This window comes from Bacillus sp. SN32 (assembly GCF_002837495.1).
Lineage (GTDB): Bacteria > Bacillota > Bacilli > Bacillales > Bacillaceae > Bacillus > Bacillus subtilis.
Genome location: NZ_PJCT01000004.1, coordinates 57,014 through 79,777, shown reverse-complemented (window position 1 = coordinate 79,777; position 22,764 = coordinate 57,014). Strand labels below are relative to the sequence as shown.

Sequence of the window (22,764 nt, the reverse complement as noted above, 5' to 3'; positions counted from 1 at the left end):
TTTTATGATCCAGCCTTTTTTATTAAAACCACTTTGTCAGCCACGCGATATAGTAGGCCCCCGGAATAAACATGAGCTGGGCGAGGAGTGTGCCCGCCACCCTTGATGTGACCATTGTGACAGAGGTCCATTTTAAATAGATATAGCTTCGTTTTCCTTTTGCCACATCATCAGCTAGAACGGATACCTTAGGATCAACAAAAATGGCCAGTAGCATCGTCGCAATTCCGTTGATCAAACCCGAAGCCATGACGGCTGTCGTACTGCGCTCCGGCGCCAGAAGGCCTGCGTATAAAGCCGAAAGCACGCCAATCGTATAAATCGATGTAATCAGCATGTTGATGACAAACAAACGCTTCGGAATCAAGCGCATATGAAATCCTTTTACATATGAAATAGACGGCAGACGCAAATAGGAAAGGGCATTTTTGAATCCTTGTTTCGAGAATCCCTTTCGGAAAACTTGAAAAACGGAGCCGCCGCCGCCCGCCAAGTGAATAATCGCCCGTGAAAAAAGAGCGACAAAAGACGGGAGCAGGATAATGCCCAAAATGGTGCCGACTGTCGATCCGAAAATTAAAAAGCGGAACTGCTCCCCTACAATCGCCAGTGCGTTTTTTCCAGCATCATCAATTAAATGCCCGGTAAAGGGCTGCTGCACCATGTTCGACATTCTGGATACGATGACCATGACATTAAACAGAGAAAGCGCGGACGCAATAAATCCAACGCGGGCCCCGGAAAGCCTTGTGGCATAGGCTAAAGTTTCTATCGAGTGAATCAGCAATAAAAAACAAAAAATAAAAAGTACTTGTGTTGTAATGACATGCACGTTATTCTTCCTCCAATTTCATCCTAGAGATAAGACTGGAATGAAGACAAGGAGGTTTCAGTACGATGTGTTTTTTGCAATAAAAAAACCGTCCGGCGTACGCCGGGCGGTTTGTCTTATTCTTTTCTATACGCAAATAAAGATTATATCATCCGCCAAGTCAGGCGGGTTAGATTCATAAAGCATTGTTCCGAAGAATCATTCTGGAAAGTAAACACCATGGAAATTTCTTGAACACAAGACAACGAAAGCCCTACCTCTCAATCGTCACTGCGGCTCCGAAGCCGCGCCGGTGTGAATTGTAAAACAAAAAAGTCTTTTTTCCATCTCATCGTTAGGGGCGATTTGTTATGAAGGAAAAGAATAAGGGCAGCTGGTTATGCTGCTTGGGAAGCGGTAAGCTTCTCTCTCAAAACAGAAAAAAGAAGTTTACTTTCTTTTTTATTTGCTTATTTTTCTTACTAGCTATTCATAATAACATATCGCCCTTGAAAACACAAATTTTTTATAGTTCGAGTGAGACCGGTGTTTTCTCCCCGGCATTCATTAATCTGATATCCTCCGGTTCAATTTCAAGAATCACCAGATTCGGATCATCCTTGCCGTCAAACCAGCGCTCTAATTTGGAACTCCATATTTTGTCCTTGAGTTCTGCCGAATTGTTGATTTTGGCTTTTCCGGCAACTTCGACATATGCGTCGCCAAAACCTTCACAATCATAGCCTAATAAAATGTGGACATTGGGGTTGTTCTCAATTTCTTCTGCTTTATGAGTTTCCTTGCTTGTCGGTGTGTAAATCGTCAGCCCGTCATGAAAAAAAGTCATGTAGCGGGAATGCGGTTTGCCCTTTTGAACTGTTGCGAGCGAACCTACTTTATGGTGATCTAGAACATCAAGCACTTTTTGTTTAATGTCTTGCTGATTCATCTCGAATCACTCCTTTTTAACGTCTCCGCTGTTACTTTTCCACATCCGGGGAAGATTTAAACAAGAAAGTGTGCTCTTTATTTTTCGCCTTCCCATTCACGCTTTAACAGACTGTAGTAGACGAGGTCGTGATGCCTGCCGTTTACGTATAAGCCGTCCCGTGCCCTGCCTTCCTCTAGAAACCCGAGCCGCTCCGGAATCGCTCTGCTTTTTTCGTTTCCGACAGCCGCACAGATCGCCACACGATTCAGCTCAAGCTCTTCAAAAGCATACGTAATGAGTTTTCGGCAGGCAGCTGTAATAATGCCTTTCCCTTCAAAGTCTTTAGCAATCCAATATCCGATTTCAGCCTTTCGATTCACTTGATCAAGGTTATGCAGGCTGATCATGCCGCATAGGCTGCCGTCATAAAGGAGCCCCGCCTCAATGCCGTTCAGGTCGGCATACTGGCGCCGCCAATCTGGAATGATTGTTTCTCTGTACGTTTCAGCGCTGCTTGGATTTTCCGCAAAAAACAGCCACTGGCCGAGCCGCTGCTGATTTTGGATAATGAGTTCGGCCAGCCGCTCAGCATCCTTCGGCTCCAATAATCGGATGGTGATGTGCTCATTTACCTTGCAAGTGAACATTGCCTCGCCCTCTTTCCTTTTTCACCCATTATATCGATGATTCTGTTTTTTCAATACAAAAAAGGATGGGCTGCTAAGCCTCATCCTTATATTCTTGGATCGGTAAAGATATCATGTTTATCCGTGCTCGTCGATGACATTTCCGTCACGACGGCACCTTCTTCTCCGGCCTGGAACCAATGCTTTGTATTCGGGGGGATTGTATATTGCCCGCCCGGTTCTAGCTCAATTTCGTGCCAGACCGTATAGTGTTCTCTGTCTTCCTGAGGAGGGAGAACTTTTGGAAGCGGCGTTTTTTCTCCTTCTACGTAAAGATACACTTTTCCGTAGCGGCAGCGGAAGGTCTCCTGCTTGCCTTCCTGGCCGTCGACCGGCGGATGGCGATGTTCCGGGCAAGTCTGTCCCGGAAACAGCACCAATTCCTTTGAGCAATAACGGTCTGTATTGACGTAGACGAAGAGCTGGAGCCCGACTTTTCTTTCTTTTCCTAAGCCGTAATCCATCAGCTGGATTTGGTCTACTTCCTCGTCCGTTAATACAATCCCTGCTTTTTGATAGTAGCTGTTCACTTCTTCTTTCGTGATGCCCATATGTCTCACTCCCTCTTATGTCGTCACAAAGTTTCCGCCGTTGACATGCAGGGTCTGTCCTGTCATGTAAGAGGACTCATCTGATGCCAGAAGCACATAACAGCCGACGTGCTCAACAGGCTGTCCAGGACGGCCCATCGGCGTATCTTGCCCAAATTGAGCAACTGTTTCTTCAGGGAACGTAGCTGGGATTAGTGGCGTCCAGATTGGACCCGGCGCGACTGCATTTACACGGATGCCGTCTTTGACAAGCGCCTGCGCCATTGTTCTTGTAAAGGCATTGATCGCCCCTTTTGTCGCTGTATAATCAATCAGTGTCGGGTTCCCTACGTACGGGTTGATGGATGTCGTATTGATGATGGCGCTGCCCGGTTTCAGGTAATCAATTGCTTTTTTAGTCAAATAAAATTGAGAATAAAAGTTTGTTTTGAATGTGCGGTGAAGCTGTTCGCTCGTAATCTCTTTGATGCTTTCTTTCGGATGCTGTTCACCTGCATTGTTGACAAGGATGTCAAGGCCGCCTAGTTCCTTGACCGTTTTTTCAACCGCTTCATTGCAGAATTCCTCTTCACCTACGTCACCAGCAATCAGCAGGCATTTTACGCCTTCTTGTTCAACACGTTTCTTCGTCTCCTCAGCGTCTTCATGCTCATCCTTATACACAATGGCGATGTCTGCGCCTTCCTTTGCGTAAGCGACGGAAACCGCGCGTCCGATCCCGCTGTCGCCGCCTGTAATAAGAGCTACTTTTCCTTTTAATTTGTCTGCTCCTTTATAATCCTCGTACTCATACACCGGACTTTGATTCATTTCGCTTTCAATTCCCGGCTGGCGACTTTGAGTTTGTGCCGGCAGTTCTTTTGGATAATTTGCCATGATGATTCTCCTCCTTTGTTTTCATGTCTATTTGTTGTGTACCTCACACACTCTTTGGATAAACATGGCTTGGCACCTTCGCATTGCTTTATCAGAAAAATGTTTCACATGGAACGCTTGGAGGAAATAACTCAAAAAGGGGGTTGGTTGCTGAATGATTAACATGCTTTCTAGAAGATTCAGCAGGCCAAAGGGCGTCATCGGCATGATTGCCGGGTACATCATGGCTGCTGAAAATCAAACACTGAATCAGTGGACAATCAATCAGCTGGGTATCACGCGCGGGGACAGCATTTTAGAAGTCGGGTTTGGCCCGGGATACTGCATAGAGCAGGTGCTGAAACGCGAGAAGGATGTTCAGCTTCATGGGATTGATGTGTCAGAGGCCATGCTGAAGATGGCCGCCCGCAGAGTGAAATCCAAGGGTGTGCGCCTGATACAAGGAAGCATCGAGACATTTCCTCTCCCCGCCTCGTTTTATGATAAAGTGATTTCCGTTAACAACTACACCATTTGGAATGACCAAACAAAAGGCATGAAACAGATTTATCGGGCATTAAAGCCAGGCGGCAAAGCAGCCATTACGATGCAGCCGCGGGAAGCGGATGCCAGTCCTGAGAAAACCAAATCATTTGGAAGACAGATGATTGCTGACTTTAAAGCAGCCGGCTTCGAAGACATTGATATACAATTTAAGAACATTAAGCCTGAGCTTTCCGTCTGTGCAACTGCAAAGAAGCCCGCCACATAAAGTGGACGGGCTTCTTCTTTTATGAATGTACAGCCTGATTGCGCAGGACGTCTTTTTTCACCTTGCCAAGGTTGTTTTTCGGCAGTTCGTTAACAAATTCAACTTCAGGTATTTTGTAAGCGGACAGGCGTTCTTTACAAAATGCAATGACATCCTCTTCCGTGATGCGCTGGCCGCCATTTTTCACGATAAAAGCTTTCGGTTTTTCACCGTAAAGCGGGTCAGGAATACCGACCACAGCCGTTTCAAGGATTCCCGGGATCTGCTGGATAACTTCTTCAACCTGATCAGGATAGACGTTATCGCCTCCGTAAATAATGACATCCTTGTAGCGTCCCGTGATGAAAATAAAGCCATCTTCATCCACATAGCCTGAATCTCCGGTTCTAAACCATCCGTTTTGAAGCACTTTCGCTGTTGCTTCAGGGTTGTCTTCATAGCCTTTAAATAAGAATGGCGTGTGAACAACGATTTCGCCGATTTCACCTTGAGGAAGTTCTTCTCCGGTCAGAGGATCTTCCACTTTGACTTTAACACCTGCCACAGGTTTTCCTGCAGATGCCGCTTTATCCATTCCCATATCAGGCGTCCATGTGCTGATGCCCCAAGCCTCAGTACTTCCATAGCCATGCGCGAGCGGAATGCCAATATCAAGATAGCGGCGGATTAGGCTGCTCGGCACTTTTGTTCCGCCTGTCATTAAAATAACAAGTGAAGATAAGTCAGTTTGGTACTTTTCCCACGCCTCAAGCAAATACGTGTAAAACACAGGAAGAGCCATCACGGTCTGAATTTTCTCTTCTTCAATGACCTTCAGCATGTGAACAGGATCTTGATCCTTTGTAAACACAAAGGTTGTTTCTGCAAACGTTCCAAGCATGATGCAAATGAGCGCACTCGTATGATAAATCGGATGGCACGCGAGAAAACGAAGGCCCTTCATACGTGCTATTGAGCTGTTGGATTTTTTAACGTATCTGTATATGCCGCCATGTGTAATCATGCATCTTTTCGGGTTTCCCGTTGTTCCAGATGTAAACATCAGAAGTGCTGTATCATCAGGGGAAACCATTTCCGTCTCTGGCAAATGGTCAGGACCTTCAAACAGCGCTTCAAATTCAGCAGATGTTTCGTAAGCTGTTCCTGTTTCCATTGTTACACACAGTGAGGACAATTCAGGAAGAACTTCATCCAGTATCTCTTTAAACTCCGCTCCGTAAAACATCGCTTTTGGTTCACTTGCTTTTAAAATGCCTGTCATTTCATATGGTTTCAGCTGCCAGCTGACAGGTACGACAACAGCACCTATTTCAAGCGCGGCGAACATAACAGTTGATGCGGGATGGCCGTTTTTGCAAAGCAATGCAACACGGTCACCCTTTTGAATTCCTTTTTGAAGCATGGCATTCGCCAGCTGATTAATCCGTTTACGGTAACCTTTATATGTCAGTGTATGGTCTCCGCTTTTTACAGCCTCTATTTCTTCGCTATTCGGCATGTCATGCAGAATCAGATGCTGTAATGTTTCCATATCGTCATCTCCTATATTCTCTTGAATCTTCAATAATTTGTTAGATTTTCTTCCTTACCTCACCCATTTTAACCCAAAAAAGATAACTTGTAAAACTATTTCATTTTGGAATTATTCCAATACTGAATGATAAAATAGTCCCACATTTTCTTATTTTGTTCCCCATCCACAGAAAAACACACGCCAAATTTTTGACGTGTGCCATGCAGGTTTACAGTATGTTTTTTTCTTTCATCCATGTGAAAAATATGCGGTTTAACCGCTGATACAATTCTTGTTCTCCTTCTTCCTGAAACCCCGCCATGCTTTCTCCGCTCTCGATAATTGCCGAGCTGATCGCGCTTAAAATCTCCGAGCCTTCAGCAGATAATGAGCCAGGCGCCATCATGACGAGAATGCGTGTCATCCTGAGGGTATTTCCGTCCATGCCATCCACTTCATAGGAGGTGCTGAGATCAAACATTTTGAAAAAAGGCAGGACGATTTCATCATTTTTGAGATGATAAAGCGCCATGTTTGTTCCGGGGATTCCCAATCCCCCTTGTTTCTCCCGCTCAGCCAGGCAAACCGCGGCTTTTTCCGGATCACGGATCAGGCCATCCTTCTTCAGCTGTTGAAAAAGCTCTAGCAGAAGCATGCTATGGTCCGGGTTTGTTTTGAGTTGAGCTAGCGTAAAATGGCGCAGAACATCTTGGATAACTTCCATATACCGCCCTATGCTTTCCGCCGCCTCTAGCATGTCAGGTACATCAGCTTGCTGCGCCTCTTCCTTCGGGCTTCTTTTTTTGTTAAGAATAAGGGGAATCTTCCGCTTGATATACTGCTTGACCTGGTTTGCGTCTTCCTCATTTAATAGCGGGCTGACCATGATGTAATCAATGTTTTCATAAGGAATCGGTACAGTGGACACAATCATATCATAGGCTTGAACATCCTTCCCCTTTAGCTCGATCAGAGATGACATATCAAACGATTCAATTTCCGGCAGCTCTTTTTTCAGTCTGGAGGCAAGCATTTTCGAGGAGCCGATCCCGCTTGAGCAGACGACAAGCGCTTTCACTTTTGCTTCTTCTTTTTTGATTTCAAGAGCCGAGCCAAAGTGAAGAACGATAAAAGCGATTTCATCATCAGAAAAGGACATGCCCGGAAAATACTTTTCGACACCTTCTTCGATCGCCATATAAAGCAGAAAATAATCGCGCTTGATCTGTTCCTTCATCGGATTGTATATCTCAATATTTTCTTTTATGCGGCTGACGGCCGGCTCCAAATGGGCAATCAAGCCTTCATATAAAGAGTAGTTTTTCGTCAGATCCATTCTGATTTTGTCTGAAATAAAAGCAATGAGCCGCTTTGTTTGCAGGGCTGTTTCCAGCTCAATTTCCTGCGCTTTGTATTCTGTTTTGTATTTTCGATTGGCGCTTCGAAGGTGGATTGTAATATAGCCGACCTCTGCCTCTGGGATCGTCACGCCGAAGGCACGTTCAAGCTCGCCCGCGATTTCAAGAGCCGAACTGTATTCTTTCGCGTTCTTCAGTTCCTCAAGCTCATTTTGCTCCATGGTGATGGTTTCCCCAAGCTTAATTCGTTCGATCGCATACGTCAGATGGACGACGAGCGCTATATAGGAGCTGTCGGACAATGAAAAAGCGATTTTTTCTTTGAGCTGAAATAAGATGCGCTCCATTTTTAGCAGCTCGCCTTTGCTGACAACCCCGAACATTTTCTCTGAAGAATCAGCTTTTCCTTTGATGTTTAATTCAACCGCTTCCAAAAACATTTGGATGTCGAGACGGTTCACAATCAAGTTGCCGACAATTTTCCGTTTCGCATTCTCCGGCCCTATGAGCTGGATGCCAAAACCTCTTTTGCGGATCAGTGTCAGTCCGAAGGGGGAAATCCACTTCTCGAGCTCATCTAAGTCATAGCTGACCGTGGCATTCGTCACCTGGAGATCATGAGCAAGCGTGTACAGTTTGACGGGCTCCTGAGACTCTAATAACGAGCAAAGAATGAGCAGTTTCCGTTCGTCGGCGCTGTATTCATGCTGTTCATATGATAAATCAGTAAGCAGCTTTTGTTTATCCTCGGGACTTCCCACTGCTTTCAACCCTTTACCGGGCTGTTTATCTAACGTAAGCCCCACGGTTTCCATCAGCGGTTTAATTGATTTGAGTTCCCTGTGAATGGTTCTCGTGCTGACTTGCATCAGCTCAGCAAGCTCAGTTACGGTTATATATCTGTTTTGTAATAATAAGTGCTTTAACAGCTTTTGTTCTCTGGCAGTCATATACATAAAAAAGACCTCCTAGACAATCTTGATGTGCGGATGAAGTCGCAAGGAGATGCAGTAGAGGATATAGAGAGGTTTCCTTTTAATATAAAACGCTTTCAAGAAAGAATCAATCACTTATAAATGGTAATTTGGCACTAAGCGGTGTGACAATATTGAAAAAGCATCAGCTGGTAAGCTGATGCTTTTTATGGAATATCGTAACCCTGTACGGCTGTAAAAATGCGGAACCATCGATCCTGGTCAAGCTTGTATGACAACGCATTTATCGCGGCGGAAATCCGCTCGCGCTTTCCGCTTCCGACAATCGGCATGATGTCGGCCGGATGCGTATACAGCCATGCGTACATCACCTCGTCCAATGAAGCGGCGCCAATCTCTGCTTGGACGGATTCAAGCGCCGTGCGGACACGCCGGTCTTTATCCGTGTTTTCAGTGAATACTTTGCCGCCTGCCAGAGGCGACCAAGCCATCGGCGGAATCCGTTTTTCCTGGCACAGGTTCAAAGTGCCGTCGAGCATATTTTCTAATTCGTATGCGGAAAGCTCAATCTGGTTGGTCACAAGCTTCTCAGGCAAATACGATTCCAGCATCCGATACTGGTGATCTTTAAAATTTGAAACGCCAAAGTACCTGACCTTGCCAGAGCATTTCAAGGCCTGAAACGCCTCTGCTACCCCCTCCGGATCCATGAGCGGGTCCGGTCTGTGAATCAACAGCACATCAATATAATCCGTCCTTAAGTTCATAAGCGATTGCTCAACGGATGCCAAAATATGCGATTTGCTTGTGTTATAATGATGCGATCTGTGAGCGGGCCGTTCAGGCGATTCAAGAACGATACCGCATTTTGTGACCAGCTCTATGTTTTCTCTTAATCCAGGCGAAAGGGCAAGGGCGTTTCCAAACAGCTTTTCGCACGTATAGCCTCCATAAATATCCGCATGATCAAAGGTCGTGATGCCGTGATCGATACACCATTCAATGAGGCTCAGAAGTTCAGCATCTGAATAGTTCCATTCATTCAGCCGCCAAAGCCCGTGTATGACTCTTGAAAATTGAAGATCCTCCGCCAATTGAATACGCTGCATGCAAAATCCCTCTTTTCTTTGTATAAACCGGGTTTTGCCCCTTACTAGTTCATTCGGCCTCAGATCCTCTTTTTCCTTTCGCTCCTTTTAAAAAGACATTTTAATTCGATTGAAATTGCTTTTTCGCTTTCTCAACGACATAGTGGCTGCCGCCGCGGTCCTGCACATTTTGGATCATCATGGCGACAAGCAGGTCTTTGTTTTTGTAATCGTAGCCGACAAACCAGCCATTTTCCGTGCCGTCTTTATCATCTTTTGATGTTTTCAGCTCGGCTGTTCCTGTTTTTCCAGCCACTGTGATTCCTTTCACGACAGGCTGATACGCTGATCCGCGCTCATCTTCCACAACGCCTTTCAGACCTTTTGTAATGTCTGCCGCTCCTTCCTTCGTGACCACTTGCTTGTGCCAAACATCAGCTGTTTGTGAATCTTTTTTGATCAGCGTCGGTTTGACAAGGTCTCCATTGTCAACAAATGGCGTGTAAGCAGTTGCCAAGTGAAGCGGAGACATTTGCATTTGCCCTTGTCCATAGCCTGTATCCGCAAGCAAAATGTCTGAATCAAGCTTGTCATTTGCAATAGACGATTTCTGGATCGGGAATTCATACGGAACGTCCTCTGAAAAACCGAATGTTTTTAAGCCTTTTGTGAAGGTGTCCGCTCCCATATCAAGCGCATTCTGGGCAAAATAAATATTGTCTGACGTAATAAGGGCGTTTTCCAAATCGACTTGTTGAAGTCTCTCAGACACACGTGTCACTGAATAGCCGCCCCAGCTCGAATCTTTTTGCCACTCCTTGCCTTTAATTGTTTTCTTCTCATCGGCTTTAAGGGTGCCGTTTTTGATTCCAATAGCAGCCGCAATCGGTTTAATGGTAGAACCTGGCGCGTATGTCTTATTGAATTTCGCTGAAAACGGATTGTTTTTATCTTTGTTTAGCTTTTTCCATTCCTTATCGCTCCAGCCGAAAATAAATCCGTTTGGATCGTAGGAAGGCGCACTGACAAGGGCTAGTGTTTCGCCTGTCTTCGGCTGCAGCGCGACTGCCGCCCCGCTGTCATCCTTCAGTTCATCATACAGCTTCGTTTGCGTTTTGATATCAATTGTGAGGTGAAGATCCTCGCCGTCCTTTGCTTTCTTTTCAGCAATGACTTCCCCGGTTTGCGGCACGTAGATTTTCCAGCCAGTTGTGCCTCTTAGCTTGTCTTCATACACATTTTCAAGTCCGGCGATACCGATGTTAGACGTATCGCTGTACGTTCCTTCTTTCTTTTTCTTCAGTTCTTCCGCTGTAATGGCGCGGACATAGCCTGTCAAATGGGCTGTCTTTTCGCCATACGGATAGTAGCGGGAGCTGACATTCGTTCTTGTTACGCCTTGTAATGACGTCGCTTCAGAAACTAATTTCTCCTGGTCAGGCTTGACCTTTTTGAGCGGCACAAACGAATCGTCTTTTACCCAGCCTTGATCCAGCTTTTTCTTGATGTCGTCTTCAGTCAAATCAAGTTTTTTGGCGAGTTCTTTTATGACTTTCTCTTTTTTATCGCCAAGCTCTCCGGGAACAATTCCAATTTCCGGAACATCTGTATTGACAGCTAAACCTTTTCCATTTTTATCGTAAATTTGGCCTCGTTTCGGTTCAATGCTCATAATTTGCACGGTTTTGTCGTCAGCCAGCTGCTTGAAAATAAACGATGGGTCCCAATCTATATTCCATGACTCCTCGTCATCTGTTTTTTCTAATTTCAGCACAGCAGTATTCTTGAAGCTGACTTTGCCGGCATTTGTGTTCATGCTGACTTTATACGGGATATGTTTCATTGTCTTGTTGTCTTGATCGTCCTTATCTACTTCTCCCGCAGTGACTTTCAAATTTTTTACGCCGGCCTGCTCATAGATGGCTTTATACCTGTTGACGAAATCTTTTTTGGAGATTTCTTTTTTGACATCTTTAGTCAGGCTTTGATACATGTCATCGAATTGCTGATCGTTCCACTGTTTCACGAATGCTTCCATGCGATCCTCTGGTGAATCTGTTTTGGAGCATCCGATTAACCCAATCAATCCGACGCATAGAAATACTAGTAGAATACACTTTTTTAACATGACTTTCCCCTGCCTTCCATTTGTTATTTTCTCTTAATTGAATTGGTGCGTGCAAGATTTTTTTGAAAATGAAGGAAAAGTTCACCGATTTTGCAGAAATCTCCTATCGTTTGCTGTAGACTATTTGAAAAGACAGGAAGAAGGGATAGCATGGTCAGAGAGGCAGCAATGCTTCACATTAAAGAAGGCCTTGAACAAGAGTTTGAGGATGCATTCCGGCAAGCGGCGCCGATTATTTCCGGCATGAAGGGCTATATCACTCACTCGTTATCAAAATGCATGGAGGAAACGCATAAATATCTGCTTCTTGTGGAGTGGGAAACACTTGAGGACCATACGGAAGGCTTTCGCGGTTCTTCAGAGTATCAAGAGTGGAAAGCCTTGCTTCATCGGTTCTATACCCCGTTCCCGACGGTCGAGCATTTTCAGGATGTGTAATAGATTTATATAATATGAAGTGTAAAACCGATAAGGGAGACAGACCATACAAAAACGGCGGTATAAATATTAAAAGCGCCTGAGCCGTCATTTTCTTTTTTGCGTTCTTCAAGCCCCTGCATAAACATGACCGCACCAAGAAAGACGAGCATGACTGATTGGATAACAGAGGTGTGTTCCGTATAGTTAAAAGCAATAAGCGCCAGTATAATAATGATAACCGCAAAAGACATTTTAAAAATCCGAAACAAAAGGACCATCCTTCCTTATATACGAAATATTGAACGTTATGGCTATATTTGCCTACGCCCTCCATTATTCTAGCGCACTTTGTTTGTCTGTAGAACAGAAGACAGAGAATTTTAAGTTTCTTTTAATATTTCGATCACACATAAAAAACGCGCCTGTCATGAGGCGCGTTTTTTATGAAACTGATAATTCTTTATAGCCTAGCTTGTGAACGGCTTCAGCCATCGCTTGATAGCCTTTGCAGTTCGGATGGACACCGTCAAAGGACAGATATTCCCGCTCCTTGCCTTTGAAGATGCTATAGGCATCCGCGATTTTGACATGGGGTGCTGATGCAAGTGTTTCTAAATGTGAATTAAAGGATGTGATCCATTTGCCGGCGATTTCAATGCCGGGAAACGGATTGTATAAGTTGAACACTCGGATGGCGTACGGGGAAGGATTTTCTCCTTTAATCTCGGCGATTTTGGCAATCATCTTTTCAAAATTCTCATGGCAATGGGCGGATACACGGCTGAAAATCGTTTCATCCTTAGAGGTTTGGTAGGCTAAGACCGAATCGATGAGATCGTTTCCGCACCCTGTGATCGTTATCATATCAGCATCTCGAATGCATTTTTGCACATAGGGATATGACAGGAGTCCCAAAATCTCTTCTGTATTCAGGCCTGATCTGGCAAATATGTTTATTGCCGTTCTTGTTTTCAAATCAGCTTCCATCATGTCCCCAAAACGCTGGACGAAGCCGGGTGAAAACAGCCCGGAGCCTCTCCCTGTCGTCAAGGAATCGCCCAGAGCTGTATATCGAAGCATCATGTTCTTTCCTCCACTCTTGAACGTCGATACGTTAATGTACGCAGCAGAGAAAAGATTGGCTACTTATGTATATCCTATTTTTCTTGAAATCTGTAAAGCGGCGTCCTTCACCTTTTCTGTTAAATAGGGCAGCCTGTCTTCTGTAAATCTCGCTTCAAAGCCTGCAATGCTAATGCCGGCTGCCACCTGGCGCTTATGGTTAAAGATCGGGGCGCCGATCGCCGCCGTATAGTTTTCGAGCTCTGAATAGCTGACAGTATAGCCATTTTGCACAGAGGCATCAATCTCCTGAAGCAGTTTTTCGGGATCGGTAATCGTTCCGGAGCCAATCGAAATGAGCTCGGTTTGTTTGATGTATGCTTCGATTTCTTCACGGGGAAGAAAGGACAGAATGCTTCTGGCGCACGCTCCCGCGTATAGGGGGGAACGCCTGCCGATCGCCGTATACAGCCGCACAGTCTGTGTCCCTTCTATTTTCTCAACGTATATCGCTTCATTGCCGTCCCTCATGATCAACTGCACGGCCTCATCCACTTCCCGGCACAGCTCTTCCATCACCGGTTTCGCTATTTTTCTGATATCCAGCCTGTCAGCGACAAGCTGTCCGAATTCCAAAAACACCAATCCCAGCGAATAAGCGCCGGACGCATCCCGACTGAGGAACCCCATTTCCTCCAAGGAGCTGACCATCCGGTGAACAGAGGTCTTCGGCATTCCCGTCAGCGACACCAGTTCACTTAAGGTTAGGCTTGGTTTGTGCAAAAACAAATTAAGCAGCGCCATAGATTTGACTACAGTTTTGTTTTTATTCTGCATCATGCATCCCCTTTGCTATGTCAGCCATTCCATCTTTATTCTCGTTTTCAGTTCTTTTATATGCTGTTCCCGTTCTACCGCAAGCGCTTCTGCCTCCTGAAGGGACACAGGCTCAAACTGGACGTGCTCACCCGGCATGATTTGGGAAACAATCGGAAGATCAGCGGATATGATGTGCGCGATCCTCGGATAGCCGCCAGTCGTCTGCCGGTCTGCAAGCAGGATAATCGGGTTGCCGTCAGGCGGCACCTGAACTGTTCCGAATGAAACCGCTTCCGACACCATCTCAAGCGGGGCCTTCAGTTCGAGCGGTTCTCCTTTGAGCCTGTAGCCCATACGGTCAGACTGCGGCGTGACACGAAATGCTTCTTGATAAAAACGCGTTTTTGATTCTTCTGTGAAAAAGGCAAATTGCTTTCCTTCCAGCACCCGAATGACGGGATTCTTCTTCAATGGCAGAAATCTGCCGCGGCTGACTGACCACTTCGGTGCTGCAAATCCCTGTTTTCCAAGCTGCGAACTTAAGCGGGAAAGGATGGTTTGCGAAAGAGCTGACATCTCTCCAATGTTCAGTTCATCTTCTTTTTGAAGCGCTCTGCCATGAAGTCCGCCGATGCCTGCTCTGACGTATGTGCTTTTACTTTCCATGACGGCAGGCACCTCGATGCCGCCGGCTGCCGCCAAATAAGCACGGCTGCCGAGTTTGCAGGGGCCAAAGCTGACCGTGCTGTTTTCCTTGATGAGCACAGGCTTCCATAAAGGCGCTTCCTCGTCATTAATACGCAGCGTGAAGTCCGCCCCTGTCACAGCAATCAGTGTCTGTTTTGAAAAATGAAACGACGGACCGGGCCCCATCATCGTTATTTCGAGACCTGCTTCATTTTCGCCGTTTCCTATCAACAGATTGGCAATGCGCAGTGAAACCGTGTCCATAGCGCCGCTGGCCAGAACGCCGTATTTTTGGTAACCCGTTCTGCCTATATCCTGAACCGTTGTGAGCAGTCCGGGCTTTAATACTTTCATGCTCAATTGGACTCCTCCTTATAGGCGTGATAGTCTTTTTCTGAGATGCGAACGAATTTCACAGTATCTCCCGCCCGCAGCAATGTCGGCGGGTTTTCCTGCGGCCGGAAAAGAGCCAGCGGCGTTTTGCCGATCAGCTGCCAGCCGCCCGGCGTTGAAATCGGATAAACGCCTGTCTGCAATCCCGCAATACCGACCGAACCTGCGGGAATCGACGGTCTTGGCGATGATTTTCTCGGAGCTGCAATGCGTTTTGACATCCCGCCTAGAAAAGGAAAACCGGGCGCGAAGCCAAGCATATATACCACATATTCACCGTTTGTATGAATGTCGATTACTTCCTCCGGTGACAGCTGATTGACCTTCGCCACCTCTTCTAAATCCGGACCGAATTCACCGCCATAGCAGACGGGAATTTCTACAATGCGGCGGTTGACCTCATAGTCTTCGGCTATTTCTACCAGCCGCTCTTCGACATCGCGCTTGACCTTCTCAAAAGGTGAGCTTATGCCTTGAGGCAAATGCTTATACACTTCATACATATCATAAAATACGGTTAGACTTGTAAAAGCCGGGATACATTCAATGAATCCCGGAAATGGCTGTTCTTCTATATAAGCGGCCGCGGCATGGACAATGCCGTTAACCTGTTCATTGATTTCTTCTCCGAATCGGATCATCATTGCAGAATCACCGAGCTGTTCGATTTGATATCGTACAGTCATCTTTCTCACCTCTTTTATTTCTGGTTCATCAGGATGACGAGAGGTTACAGCACCGCAAGCGACTCGTCTCGAATATCTGTGATGAGCATATGCCCCGGCGCATGTGTGATGACCATTTCAGGCTTTACATTCATAGCCACGGCATGCGGGGTCACCCCGCATGCCCAAAAAACAGGAACCTCGCCGTCACGAATGGAAACGGCATCTCCGAAATCCGGTTTCCCGAGATCGCGAATCCCGATTGCTCCCGGATTACCGATATGGATCGGCCCTCCGTGCACAGCCGGAAAACGCGAGGTCACTTGTGCGGCACGTACAGCCAGCCGTTCAGGAACCGGCCTCATGCTGACAACCATCTGTCCGTGAAACGCCCCCGCCGGAACACAATCGATATTCGTTTTATACATCGAGACGTTTGTCCCCTCATCAATATGCCGGACAGCTATCCCATTATTGATCAGTGCCTGTTCAAAGGAGAAGCTGCATCCGATCAGAAAGCCGACAAATTCGTCCTCCCAGTATGGCGTAATATCAGATACTTCTTCCGTTAAAATACCGTGCCTGTAAATACGGTATTTCGGAAAGTCCGTTCTGATATCAGCATTCGGCGCAGCCAGAGACGGCACAGGCGAACCTGCTTCAGTCACATCCAGCACGGGGCAGGGCTTTTGATTTCGCTGGCAAAACAGCAGAAAATCAAAAGCAAGGTCCTTTTTCAAAACCACAAGATTCGCTTGGGCGTAGCCGCCGGACATGCCAGCGGTCGGCCCGCTTATTTTCCCCTCTCGTATCAGGGCGCGTACATCCTTCGGCGCCATTTTGTTTAATTGCTCCACTTATATCAGCTCCACAATTGAGGAAGTTGTGTAATTAACGTGTAGATTCCCATAACTGCCATTACAATCACTACAAGCGCGCCTGTGCTTGTCAGCCAAAGCGGATGCTTATAATCACCGACAATGTTTTTCTTGTAGGCGGCAACAAGCAGCGTTCCGAGTGCAATCGGCAGAATTAAGCCGTTCAGTGAACCGACAAGGACGAGGATCTTCGCAGGCTGGCCGATTGTGATAAAAGCTAACGTAGAAATCACAATAAATCCGATAATAATACCGCGTGAATTCTTTTCAATTTTTGGAGAAAAGGTTTTGAAAAACGAAACAGATGTATAGGCTGCTCCAATAACAGACGTAATCGCCGCAGACCACATGATCAATCCGAAAATTTTATAACCGACATTTCCTGCAGCCAGTTTGAAGACAGAGGCCGCCGGGTTGCTTTCATCAATGTGCAGGCCTTTCGATACAACGCCTAGAACCGCAAGAAAAAGAGCGATACGCATGACAGATGTAATTAAAATGCCGACAACCGAGCTTTTTGTCACCTGCGGAATGGATTCCTTCCCTTTAATTCCGGCATCAAGCAAACGGTGTCCTCCGGCAAATGTGATATAACCGCCGACGGTTCCGCCCACTAGGGTGACAATGGCAAATATGCTGATGTGTTCCGGGACGAATGTATTTGCGACTGCCTGTCCGACCGGAGGAGCTGTCGTCGCCGCAACGTAGACCGTTAAAATAATCATCACGAACCCCGCGATTTGCGTAAAACGGTCCATCGCTTTTCCTGCTTCCTTGATGACAAAAATCAAAATGGCAATAACGGCACTGATTAAAGCGCCTGTTTCAGGTGTAATGCCGAACAGCACCTGAAGCCCCAGCCCAGCCCCTCCGATATTCCCAATATTAAAAGCTAGTCCGCCAAGCACGACGAGAATGGCGATGAAATACCCCAATCCGGGAAGCACCATATTCGCAATTTCCTGACCTCGTTTTCCAGAAACTGCGATGATGCGCCACACATTGGTTTGGGCGAAAATATCTAAAATAATAGAGATTAAGATGACAAAACCGAAGCTTGCTGCGAGTGTGTTTGTGAATGTTGCGGTTTGGGTGAGGAAACCCGGTCCGATTGCTGATGTCGCCATTAAAAAGGCGGCGCCCATCAGCAATGAGCAGCTGCCCGCTTTTTTTCCTGCTGTCTTTTTCTGCTGCTCCATCTATTGTTCCTCCTTTATGTTGACTTCTGTTCTGAAATAGCTGTCACTTCAATTCCAGCCGCTTTGAGCTGTTTTCTGATTTTTTGCGCAAATGTCAGCGCATGGGCTCCATCTCCATGAATGCAGACTGTATCTGCTTTTAATGACACATCATGTCCTTGCTGAGATTTGACCGCCCCTTCTTTCACCATTTTGATGACCTGGGTGACGGCGGCATCATCACTTTCAATGAGTGCGTCCGGCTGGGAGCGCGGTGTCAGCGTGCCGTCCGATTGGTATGTTCTGTCGGCGAACACTTCATTTGCGGTCTGTAGTCCGATCCGTTCTCCCGCTTTTACAAGCTCGCTCTCAGCAAGACCGAAAAGAATCAGGCCGGGATCAACCTTATAGACAGCTTTCGCGATAGCATCCGACAGTTTTTGATCGACTGCCGCCATATTGTATAAAGCGCCATGTGGCTTGACGTGCTGCATGTGAAGTCCCTCTGCTTTTAGAAAGCCAGAGAGCGCGCCAATTTGATAAACGACAAGATCATACGCTTCCTCAGGAGAAATCGCCATATTGCGGCGCCCAAAACCGAGTAAATCCGGCAAGCCCGGATGCGCGCCGATTTTTACGCCTCTTTCTGCTGCAAGCGCGACGGTTTTTCGCATAACACTAGGATCTCCTGCATGAAATCCGCATGCGATATTCGCTGATGTCACATACTCTAAAATATCTTGGTCAAGGCCTATCTTGTAGGCTCCGAAGCTTTCTCCTAAATCACAGTTTAAATCAATCTGAAACACAGAATCCCTCCTGCCAAAGCAAACGATATGCTTTATGTCATTTATTGTCCCGAAATTCGGAACGACTGTTCCGAATTTTTGAACTTTATTTCATTATAAGTGAATCATATCAGTTTGTGAAATACTTTTGTCAGAAAACCTACCATGGTCCCAGAAGAAAACCTGCCAAACTAAAAAAGAGAGTCCATCTTAGGACTCTCTTTTTTTATAGTACCCAATGGCGAATCGCTTTAGCGACACCATCCTCAATATTTGTATCCGTGATATAATCAGCCGTTTCTTTTACGATGTCTTGCGCATTGCCCATTGCGACGCCAAGACCCGCTTCTTTGATCATCGCAATGTCATTAAGGCTGTCGCCCATCGCCATCACATTCTCCATTGTAAAGCCGAGTTTTTCCGTAACCTTGGCAAGGGCTGCAGCTTTGTTGATGCCAAGCGCGTTGACTTCAATGTTTGTCGGACTTGAATTTGTGATTTCGAGCTCTTTGTTTTTTCTCAGCTCCTCAAGCACTTCGTTTCGGATATCGTCATCCTCAATGTCAAAGCCGAATTTGAGCCATTCATGATCCGTTATGTTTTCCGGAAACTCGCCTCTCCATACTTTATTCACCGTAGAAGCCCAGAAATTAGTGTTGTGCTTATTCCGCAAATCCCACATCATTTGAATATGGTCCGTATGAAGCAGCTTCCGTTCCACCAAATTAAAATTCGAATCCCAAATTTCACTGCCGTTTGCCGTGATTAGAAAGGATGACAGCTTTAGCGATTCCGCCAGCTCCCGGCACGTCATCAGCGTCCGGCCCGTACTGATCACCACATACACACCTTTATCCTCCGCTTCACGAATGGCTTTGCGGTTTTCATCCGAGATCAGCTGCTCATCGTTCAGCAGTGTACCATCCATATCAATTGCGATCAGCTTGATATCTACATCTTCTCTTTGAACAGACATATATGTACCTCTCTTTATCTTTTTGTTGTGCTTCTCTCTATTCTAATACATTATACCCAGTGGGACAAAAAAGCGATTTCCTATGTTTGAGGAGAACGGATAAGAGGAAAACAAACGGTGAGGTGATCAAACATGACAGAAAGAAAACAGCAAAACAAACCAAATGAAAACCCCGAGCACAACGACTTAACCGATCCGATTCCTAATGAAGAGCTGAAGGAAAATATGAATGATGAAAAACACAAACGCCAGCAAAGAGATAACTCTCAAAGCGAACGGGATTACGACACAAAATAGAACCCCTCACAAAATGTTGTGAAGGGTTTTTTTCATTTTTCAATATAGATGCCGATTTCAGCTTCAGCAACAGGCTGCTCTCCAACTGATGCCTTGGCATGTCCGAACACAAACCCGCGCCGATTGCGCGTGACTTCAAACGTAAGATCAAGCCGGTCACCGGGCACAGCTTCTCCCAGCTTTTCCGCTTTCTTCACCGAAGACAATAATCCCAAGCTGTTCTCATCTGTAATTCCTGTAAAAGCCGCGGTTTGCGCAAGCGCTTCAATCACAAGTGAAAACGGCATTTCTGTTTGCGTATCAGTGATAAACCAGTCGTTCTCACTAATCAGCTTATAAGCTGCCGCATGTTTGCCGGGCTCGCTATCCGTCACGCCATCAATAAACAAAAATGGATAGCGGTGAGGCAAAGATAATGAGTTCATTTTATATCTCCTTTTTTGACCATTATATCTCAGCCTAAAGTGAAACGATAGGATATAATGGAAAAAACACAAAAGGAGGCCGTTATGTCCCCAAAACAGCTTGTCATTCTCGCACACGAAATATACGGTGTAAACAGCCATATGAAAAAGATGGGCCGGCTGATCAAAATGGCTGGATATGATGTGTTGACGCCCAACCTGCTCGGCGAGAATGAAGTCTACACACTGCAAGAAGAAAAAACGGCATACGAACAATTTACAAAACACGAACGGCTGAAAACGGGAGAAACCATCATCCAGAATGTGATCAGGCAAAACGCCGGACGGCACATCTTTGTGATTGGATTCAGCGTGGGGGCTACTATCGCATGGAAATGCAGCAGTATGCCTGAGGTGAGCGGATCGGTTTGTTATTACGGTTCCCGGATACGCGACTCTCTTCATCACGTGCCAGCCTGCCCGGTCCTATTGTTTTTCCCTAATTATGAGCCGTCGTTTGACGTAGCGCTTCTTATCAAAAAACTGCGGGAAAAACAGCATACCCATCTTGAGATTTATCAATTCGATGCGCTTCACGGCTTCGCCAATCCTGATTCTGTTTATTTCAACAGGGCCCTTTTCTTCAAAACGCTCTCTATCATAAAAAACGGGGCGGAAAAGCGGCTCCGCCCCGTTTCATCAGAAATTTTTTAAACGCTTACAGTGCTTTATTATCGCGTGTTTTGGTTCCGTACGTTCCATGTTCTTTGTTGCATTGCGTTTTATTTTGCCTGTCTCACCTCACCGAATGGATAAAAGACGAGAGATTCAGTACCGATGATATCGTCTTCAGAAGGCATGCCCATTCCGTTTCTGCTATCCAGTGAATTGAGACGGTTATCTCCCATCACAAAATATTTACCGGAAGGAACCTCAACTTCGAAGTCACCTGTTAAGGTTACACCCGACTCTTTGACCTCCTGTTTATATTCCTTTAAGTATGGTTCTTCCACCTTTTTATCATTTATGTATAGCTGATCATTTTTCATTTTAATGCTGTCACCAGGCAAACCGATTAAACGTTTGACAAATGAGCGGCCGCTCTTTTTGTCATGAATGACTATGATGTCGCCTCTGTGAAACCCGCCAATCCATTTGACTGCTTTATCAACCAGAATTCTTTCTGAGTCTTTAAGCGTTGGGGCCATTGATGATCCTTCAATAAGAAAAGGCTTGTAAAACACCAATCTGATCGTAAAAATGAGAGCTGCGATCATAATGATACTGAGTACAACGATCGTTTTGATTTTTATTTTTTTCTTTAACGTGATTGTTTTTGCATTCAACTTCCTTCACCCGATGCTTTCCTAAGAATCCCAAATTATTATACAGCATTTGGAACTGCTTGGTTAGACTTTCGTGGAAATTTTCGTAAGGAAATGGACAGGCCGGGGCAGCCATCTGCCCCGGCCTGATTCATCAGAGCTTTCTTAAGCGCGAACAGATTTCATCAGTGACCTCAGCCGTTGTGCTTTGTCCCCCAATGTCGCGTGTTTTGATACCGTCGGCAGTCACTTGCTCCATTACATCCAGAATTTTCGCCCCCAATTCTTCCTCTCCGAAGTGGTCGAGCATCAGCTTCGCTGTCCAAATCTGGCCGATCGGATTGGCAAGGCCCTGTCCGGCAATGTCAGGAGCTGAGCCGTGAACCGGTTCAAACATGGACGGATATTGGCCGGATGGATTGATGTTCGCAGAAGGCGCAATGCCGATGCTTCCCATCAGGCTTGAGCTGATGTCGGTTAAAATATCACCGAACAAGTTGCTCGCCACAATGACATCAAACGTTTCCGGACGCGTCACAAAAAAAGCGGCCAGCGCATCAATATGCTGAGATGATGTTTCGATTCCGCTATAATCAGCGGCTGTCTGCTGAAAGACTTCATCCCAAAACGGCATCGCGTGATAAATTCCGTTAGACTTTGTGGCGCTTGTCACATGGCTGCGCCGTTTTTTCGCCAATTCGAAGGCAAAGCGCATGACACGTTCTGTCGCTTTTCTCGTAAACACCGCATTCTGGATGGCGATTTCATCATCGCCTCTGTGAATGCGTCCGCCGACTTCACTGTATTCACCTTCACTGTTCTCGCGAATCACCACGAAGTCAAAATCATTTGGATGCAGAAGCGGCGACGTAATGCCCGCCATTTGTTTGGCGGGTCTCATATTAATGGAAAGCTCAAGCTCCCTCCGGATTTTCAGCAGCAGTCCCCATAACGATATATGATCGGGAACCAGCTTCGGATTTCCGACAGCTCCCAAAAAAACCGCTTCAAATTGAGTAAGCGTATGTATTCCATCTTCGGGCATCATTTTGCCGTGCTCCAAGTAATAATCACAGCTCCATGGAAAAGCCGTGAATGAGAATGACAAACCTCCGTGTACCTCAGCCGCTGTATGAAGCACTTTCTCAGCAGCCGCTACAACCTCTTTTCCTACTCCATCTCCCGGTATTGCCGCAATCTCAAATTGTTTCATCGTCATTCTCCTTCCCCTGTTATCGTAAGCG

General features: G+C 46.1%; 25 protein-coding genes. 4 read left to right on the top strand and 21 right to left on the bottom strand.

The annotated features are described in order from the left end of the window. Positions 1-22: 22 nt before the first annotated feature. The 5 genes from amj to CW370_RS16350 form a co-directional block, all read right to left on the bottom strand. The gene (amj, locus tag CW370_RS16370) at positions 23-832 is read right to left on the bottom strand and encodes a lipid II flippase Amj (protein WP_003234394.1); all 810 of its coding nucleotides are present in this window, start codon (positions 830-832) and stop codon (positions 23-25) included. Positions 833-1,337: 505 nt separating this feature from the next. After that, positions 1,338-1,760: a pyridoxamine 5'-phosphate oxidase family protein gene (locus CW370_RS16365; protein ID WP_003234396.1), complete on the bottom strand. Its 423-nt coding sequence runs from the start codon at positions 1,758-1,760 to the stop codon at positions 1,338-1,340. A 77-nt stretch (positions 1,761-1,837) separates the two neighbouring features. Next, positions 1,838-2,389 (bottom strand): GNAT family N-acetyltransferase, encoded by a 552-nt coding sequence (locus CW370_RS16360; protein WP_101169824.1) that lies wholly within the window; start codon positions 2,387-2,389, stop codon positions 1,838-1,840. Positions 2,390-2,475: 86 nt separating this feature from the next. Beyond that, positions 2,476-2,979, bottom strand: a complete 504-nt coding sequence (lyxE, locus tag CW370_RS16355) for a D-lyxose ketol-isomerase (protein ID WP_003234400.1) — start codon at positions 2,977-2,979, stop codon at positions 2,476-2,478. A 15-nt stretch (positions 2,980-2,994) separates the two neighbouring features. Continuing rightward, positions 2,995-3,855 (bottom strand): SDR family oxidoreductase, encoded by an 861-nt coding sequence (locus CW370_RS16350; RefSeq protein WP_101169823.1) that lies wholly within the window; start codon positions 3,853-3,855, stop codon positions 2,995-2,997. A gap of 154 nt (positions 3,856-4,009) precedes the next feature. Between CW370_RS16350 and CW370_RS16345 the strand changes: the two genes are divergently transcribed. Continuing rightward, entirely contained in the window at positions 4,010-4,606 is a 597-nt protein-coding gene (locus CW370_RS16345; protein WP_199878754.1) for a class I SAM-dependent methyltransferase, read from the top strand. 19 nt (positions 4,607-4,625) lie between these two features. Here CW370_RS16345 and CW370_RS16340 read toward each other — a convergent pair whose 3' ends face one another. The 4 genes from CW370_RS16340 to pbpC all read right to left on the bottom strand — a co-directional run bounded on the left by CW370_RS16340 (position 4,626) and on the right by pbpC (position 11,628). Further along, complete coding sequence (locus CW370_RS16340) at positions 4,626-6,137, bottom strand: class I adenylate-forming enzyme family protein (protein ID WP_101169822.1); 1,512 nt, start codon at positions 6,135-6,137, stop codon at positions 4,626-4,628. Positions 6,138-6,348: 211 nt separating this feature from the next. Beyond that, positions 6,349-8,433 carry a mannitol operon transcriptional activator MtlR gene (mtlR, locus tag CW370_RS16335; protein ID WP_101169821.1) on the bottom strand — a complete coding sequence of 695 codons (2,085 nt, stop codon included), beginning with the start codon at positions 8,431-8,433 and terminating at the stop codon, positions 6,349-6,351. A gap of 185 nt (positions 8,434-8,618) precedes the next feature. Beyond that, positions 8,619-9,521, bottom strand: coding sequence for an aldo/keto reductase (locus tag CW370_RS16330; protein ID WP_101169820.1), 903 nt, complete (start codon positions 9,519-9,521; stop codon positions 8,619-8,621). Between the two features lie 100 nt (positions 9,522-9,621). Next, positions 9,622-11,628 carry a penicillin-binding protein 3 gene (pbpC, locus tag CW370_RS16325; RefSeq protein ID WP_014478860.1) on the bottom strand — a complete coding sequence of 669 codons (2,007 nt, stop codon included), beginning with the start codon at positions 11,626-11,628 and terminating at the stop codon, positions 9,622-9,624. Positions 11,629-11,778: 150 nt separating this feature from the next. Here pbpC and CW370_RS16320 point away from each other — a divergent pair, with 150 nt between their 5' ends. Beyond that, positions 11,779-12,066: an antibiotic biosynthesis monooxygenase family protein gene (locus CW370_RS16320; RefSeq protein WP_003234413.1), complete on the top strand. Its 288-nt coding sequence runs from the start codon at positions 11,779-11,781 to the stop codon at positions 12,064-12,066. 5 nt (positions 12,067-12,071) lie between these two features. On the opposite strand, the gene CW370_RS16315 is transcribed toward CW370_RS16320, so the two are convergent. From CW370_RS16315 to CW370_RS16275, 9 genes are all read right to left on the bottom strand, one after another. After that, complete coding sequence (locus CW370_RS16315) at positions 12,072-12,317, bottom strand: YczI family protein (RefSeq protein WP_003240256.1); 246 nt, start codon at positions 12,315-12,317, stop codon at positions 12,072-12,074. A 172-nt stretch (positions 12,318-12,489) separates the two neighbouring features. Continuing rightward, positions 12,490-13,131, bottom strand: coding sequence for a spore germination lipase LipC (lipC, locus tag CW370_RS16310; protein WP_024572562.1), 642 nt, complete (start codon positions 13,129-13,131; stop codon positions 12,490-12,492). A gap of 63 nt (positions 13,132-13,194) precedes the next feature. Then, on the bottom strand, positions 13,195-13,947 hold the full coding sequence (locus CW370_RS16305) for an IclR family transcriptional regulator (RefSeq protein ID WP_014478857.1): 753 nt from the start codon (positions 13,945-13,947) through the stop codon (positions 13,195-13,197). Between the two features lie 15 nt (positions 13,948-13,962). Continuing rightward, positions 13,963-14,970, bottom strand: coding sequence for a 5-oxoprolinase subunit PxpC (gene pxpC / locus CW370_RS16300; protein WP_101169847.1), 1,008 nt, complete (start codon positions 14,968-14,970; stop codon positions 13,963-13,965). A 2-nt stretch (positions 14,971-14,972) separates the two neighbouring features. Further along, entirely contained in the window at positions 14,973-15,695 is a 723-nt protein-coding gene (gene pxpB, locus CW370_RS16295; RefSeq protein ID WP_086343463.1) for a 5-oxoprolinase subunit PxpB, read from the bottom strand. A 44-nt stretch (positions 15,696-15,739) separates the two neighbouring features. Continuing rightward, positions 15,740-16,513, bottom strand: a complete 774-nt coding sequence (locus CW370_RS16290) for a putative hydro-lyase (RefSeq protein WP_101169846.1) — start codon at positions 16,511-16,513, stop codon at positions 15,740-15,742. Between the two features lie 23 nt (positions 16,514-16,536). Continuing rightward, the gene (locus CW370_RS16285; protein ID WP_101169819.1) at positions 16,537-17,751 is read right to left on the bottom strand and encodes an NRAMP family divalent metal transporter; all 1,215 of its coding nucleotides are present in this window, start codon (positions 17,749-17,751) and stop codon (positions 16,537-16,539) included. 14 nt (positions 17,752-17,765) lie between these two features. Further along, positions 17,766-18,539, bottom strand: a complete 774-nt coding sequence (gene pxpA / locus CW370_RS16280) for a 5-oxoprolinase subunit PpxA (protein WP_101169818.1) — start codon at positions 18,537-18,539, stop codon at positions 17,766-17,768. 205 nt (positions 18,540-18,744) lie between these two features. Next, positions 18,745-19,494, bottom strand: a complete 750-nt coding sequence (locus CW370_RS16275) for a phosphoglycolate phosphatase (protein WP_003234424.1) — start codon at positions 19,492-19,494, stop codon at positions 18,745-18,747. 132 nt (positions 19,495-19,626) lie between these two features. Between CW370_RS16275 and CW370_RS16270 the strand changes: the two genes are divergently transcribed. Next, on the top strand, positions 19,627-19,791 hold the full coding sequence (locus CW370_RS16270; RefSeq protein WP_032678934.1) for a hypothetical protein: 165 nt from the start codon (positions 19,627-19,629) through the stop codon (positions 19,789-19,791). 32 nt (positions 19,792-19,823) lie between these two features. On the opposite strand, the gene CW370_RS16265 is transcribed toward CW370_RS16270, so the two are convergent. Then, entirely contained in the window at positions 19,824-20,216 is a 393-nt protein-coding gene (locus CW370_RS16265) for a 3-hydroxyacyl-ACP dehydratase FabZ family protein (protein WP_003246580.1), read from the bottom strand. Between the two features lie 84 nt (positions 20,217-20,300). Here CW370_RS16265 and CW370_RS16260 point away from each other — a divergent pair, with 84 nt between their 5' ends. Continuing rightward, the gene (locus CW370_RS16260) at positions 20,301-20,909 is read left to right on the top strand and encodes a dienelactone hydrolase family protein (RefSeq protein WP_101169817.1); all 609 of its coding nucleotides are present in this window, start codon (positions 20,301-20,303) and stop codon (positions 20,907-20,909) included. 68 nt (positions 20,910-20,977) lie between these two features. On the opposite strand, the gene sipU is transcribed toward CW370_RS16260, so the two are convergent. Both sipU and CW370_RS16250 read right to left on the bottom strand, forming a co-directional pair. Further along, positions 20,978-21,541: a signal peptidase I sipU gene (gene sipU, locus CW370_RS16255; RefSeq protein WP_101169816.1), complete on the bottom strand. Its 564-nt coding sequence runs from the start codon at positions 21,539-21,541 to the stop codon at positions 20,978-20,980. Positions 21,542-21,674: 133 nt separating this feature from the next. Next, on the bottom strand, positions 21,675-22,739 hold the full coding sequence (locus CW370_RS16250) for a tartrate dehydrogenase (RefSeq protein WP_101169815.1): 1,065 nt from the start codon (positions 22,737-22,739) through the stop codon (positions 21,675-21,677). Positions 22,740-22,764 lie beyond the last annotated feature (25 nt).

Coding starts and splice junctions, on each gene's coding strand:
- CW370_RS16365 (WP_003234396.1), bottom strand. CDS start 1,760: ATGAATCAGCAAGACATTAAACAAAAAGTGCTTGATGTTCTAGATCAC.
- CW370_RS16360 (WP_101169824.1), bottom strand. CDS start 2,389: ATGTTCACTTGCAAGGTAAATGAGCACATCACCATCCGATTATTGGAG.
- lyxE (WP_003234400.1), bottom strand. CDS start 2,979: ATGGGCATCACGAAAGAAGAAGTGAACAGCTACTATCAAAAAGCAGGG.
- CW370_RS16350 (WP_101169823.1), bottom strand. CDS start 3,855: ATGGCAAATTATCCAAAAGAACTGCCGGCACAAACTCAAAGTCGCCAG.
- CW370_RS16345 (WP_199878754.1), top strand. CDS start 4,010: ATGATTAACATGCTTTCTAGAAGATTCAGCAGGCCAAAGGGCGTCATC.
- CW370_RS16340 (WP_101169822.1), bottom strand. CDS start 6,137: ATGGAAACATTACAGCATCTGATTCTGCATGACATGCCGAATAGCGAA.
- mtlR (WP_101169821.1), bottom strand. CDS start 8,433: ATGTATATGACTGCCAGAGAACAAAAGCTGTTAAAGCACTTATTATTA.
- CW370_RS16330 (WP_101169820.1), bottom strand. CDS start 9,521: ATGCAGCGTATTCAATTGGCGGAGGATCTTCAATTTTCAAGAGTCATA.
- pbpC (WP_014478860.1), bottom strand. CDS start 11,628: ATGTTAAAAAAGTGTATTCTACTAGTATTTCTATGCGTCGGATTGATT.
- CW370_RS16320 (WP_003234413.1), top strand. CDS start 11,779: ATGGTCAGAGAGGCAGCAATGCTTCACATTAAAGAAGGCCTTGAACAA.
- lipC (WP_024572562.1), bottom strand. CDS start 13,131: ATGATGCTTCGATATACAGCTCTGGGCGATTCCTTGACGACAGGGAGA.
- CW370_RS16305 (WP_014478857.1), bottom strand. CDS start 13,947: ATGCAGAATAAAAACAAAACTGTAGTCAAATCTATGGCGCTGCTTAAT.
- pxpC (WP_101169847.1), bottom strand. CDS start 14,970: ATGAAAGTATTAAAGCCCGGACTGCTCACAACGGTTCAGGATATAGGC.
- pxpB (WP_086343463.1), bottom strand. CDS start 15,695: ATGACTGTACGATATCAAATCGAACAGCTCGGTGATTCTGCAATGATG.
- CW370_RS16290 (WP_101169846.1), bottom strand. CDS start 16,513: ATGGCGCCGAAGGATGTACGCGCCCTGATACGAGAGGGGAAAATAAGC.
- CW370_RS16285 (WP_101169819.1), bottom strand. CDS start 17,751: ATGGAGCAGCAGAAAAAGACAGCAGGAAAAAAAGCGGGCAGCTGCTCA.
- CW370_RS16275 (WP_003234424.1), bottom strand. CDS start 19,494: ATGTCTGTTCAAAGAGAAGATGTAGATATCAAGCTGATCGCAATTGAT.
- CW370_RS16270 (WP_032678934.1), top strand. CDS start 19,627: ATGACAGAAAGAAAACAGCAAAACAAACCAAATGAAAACCCCGAGCAC.
- CW370_RS16265 (WP_003246580.1), bottom strand. CDS start 20,216: ATGAACTCATTATCTTTGCCTCACCGCTATCCATTTTTGTTTATTGAT.
- CW370_RS16260 (WP_101169817.1), top strand. CDS start 20,301: ATGTCCCCAAAACAGCTTGTCATTCTCGCACACGAAATATACGGTGTA.
- CW370_RS16250 (WP_101169815.1), bottom strand. CDS start 22,739: ATGACGATGAAACAATTTGAGATTGCGGCAATACCGGGAGATGGAGTA.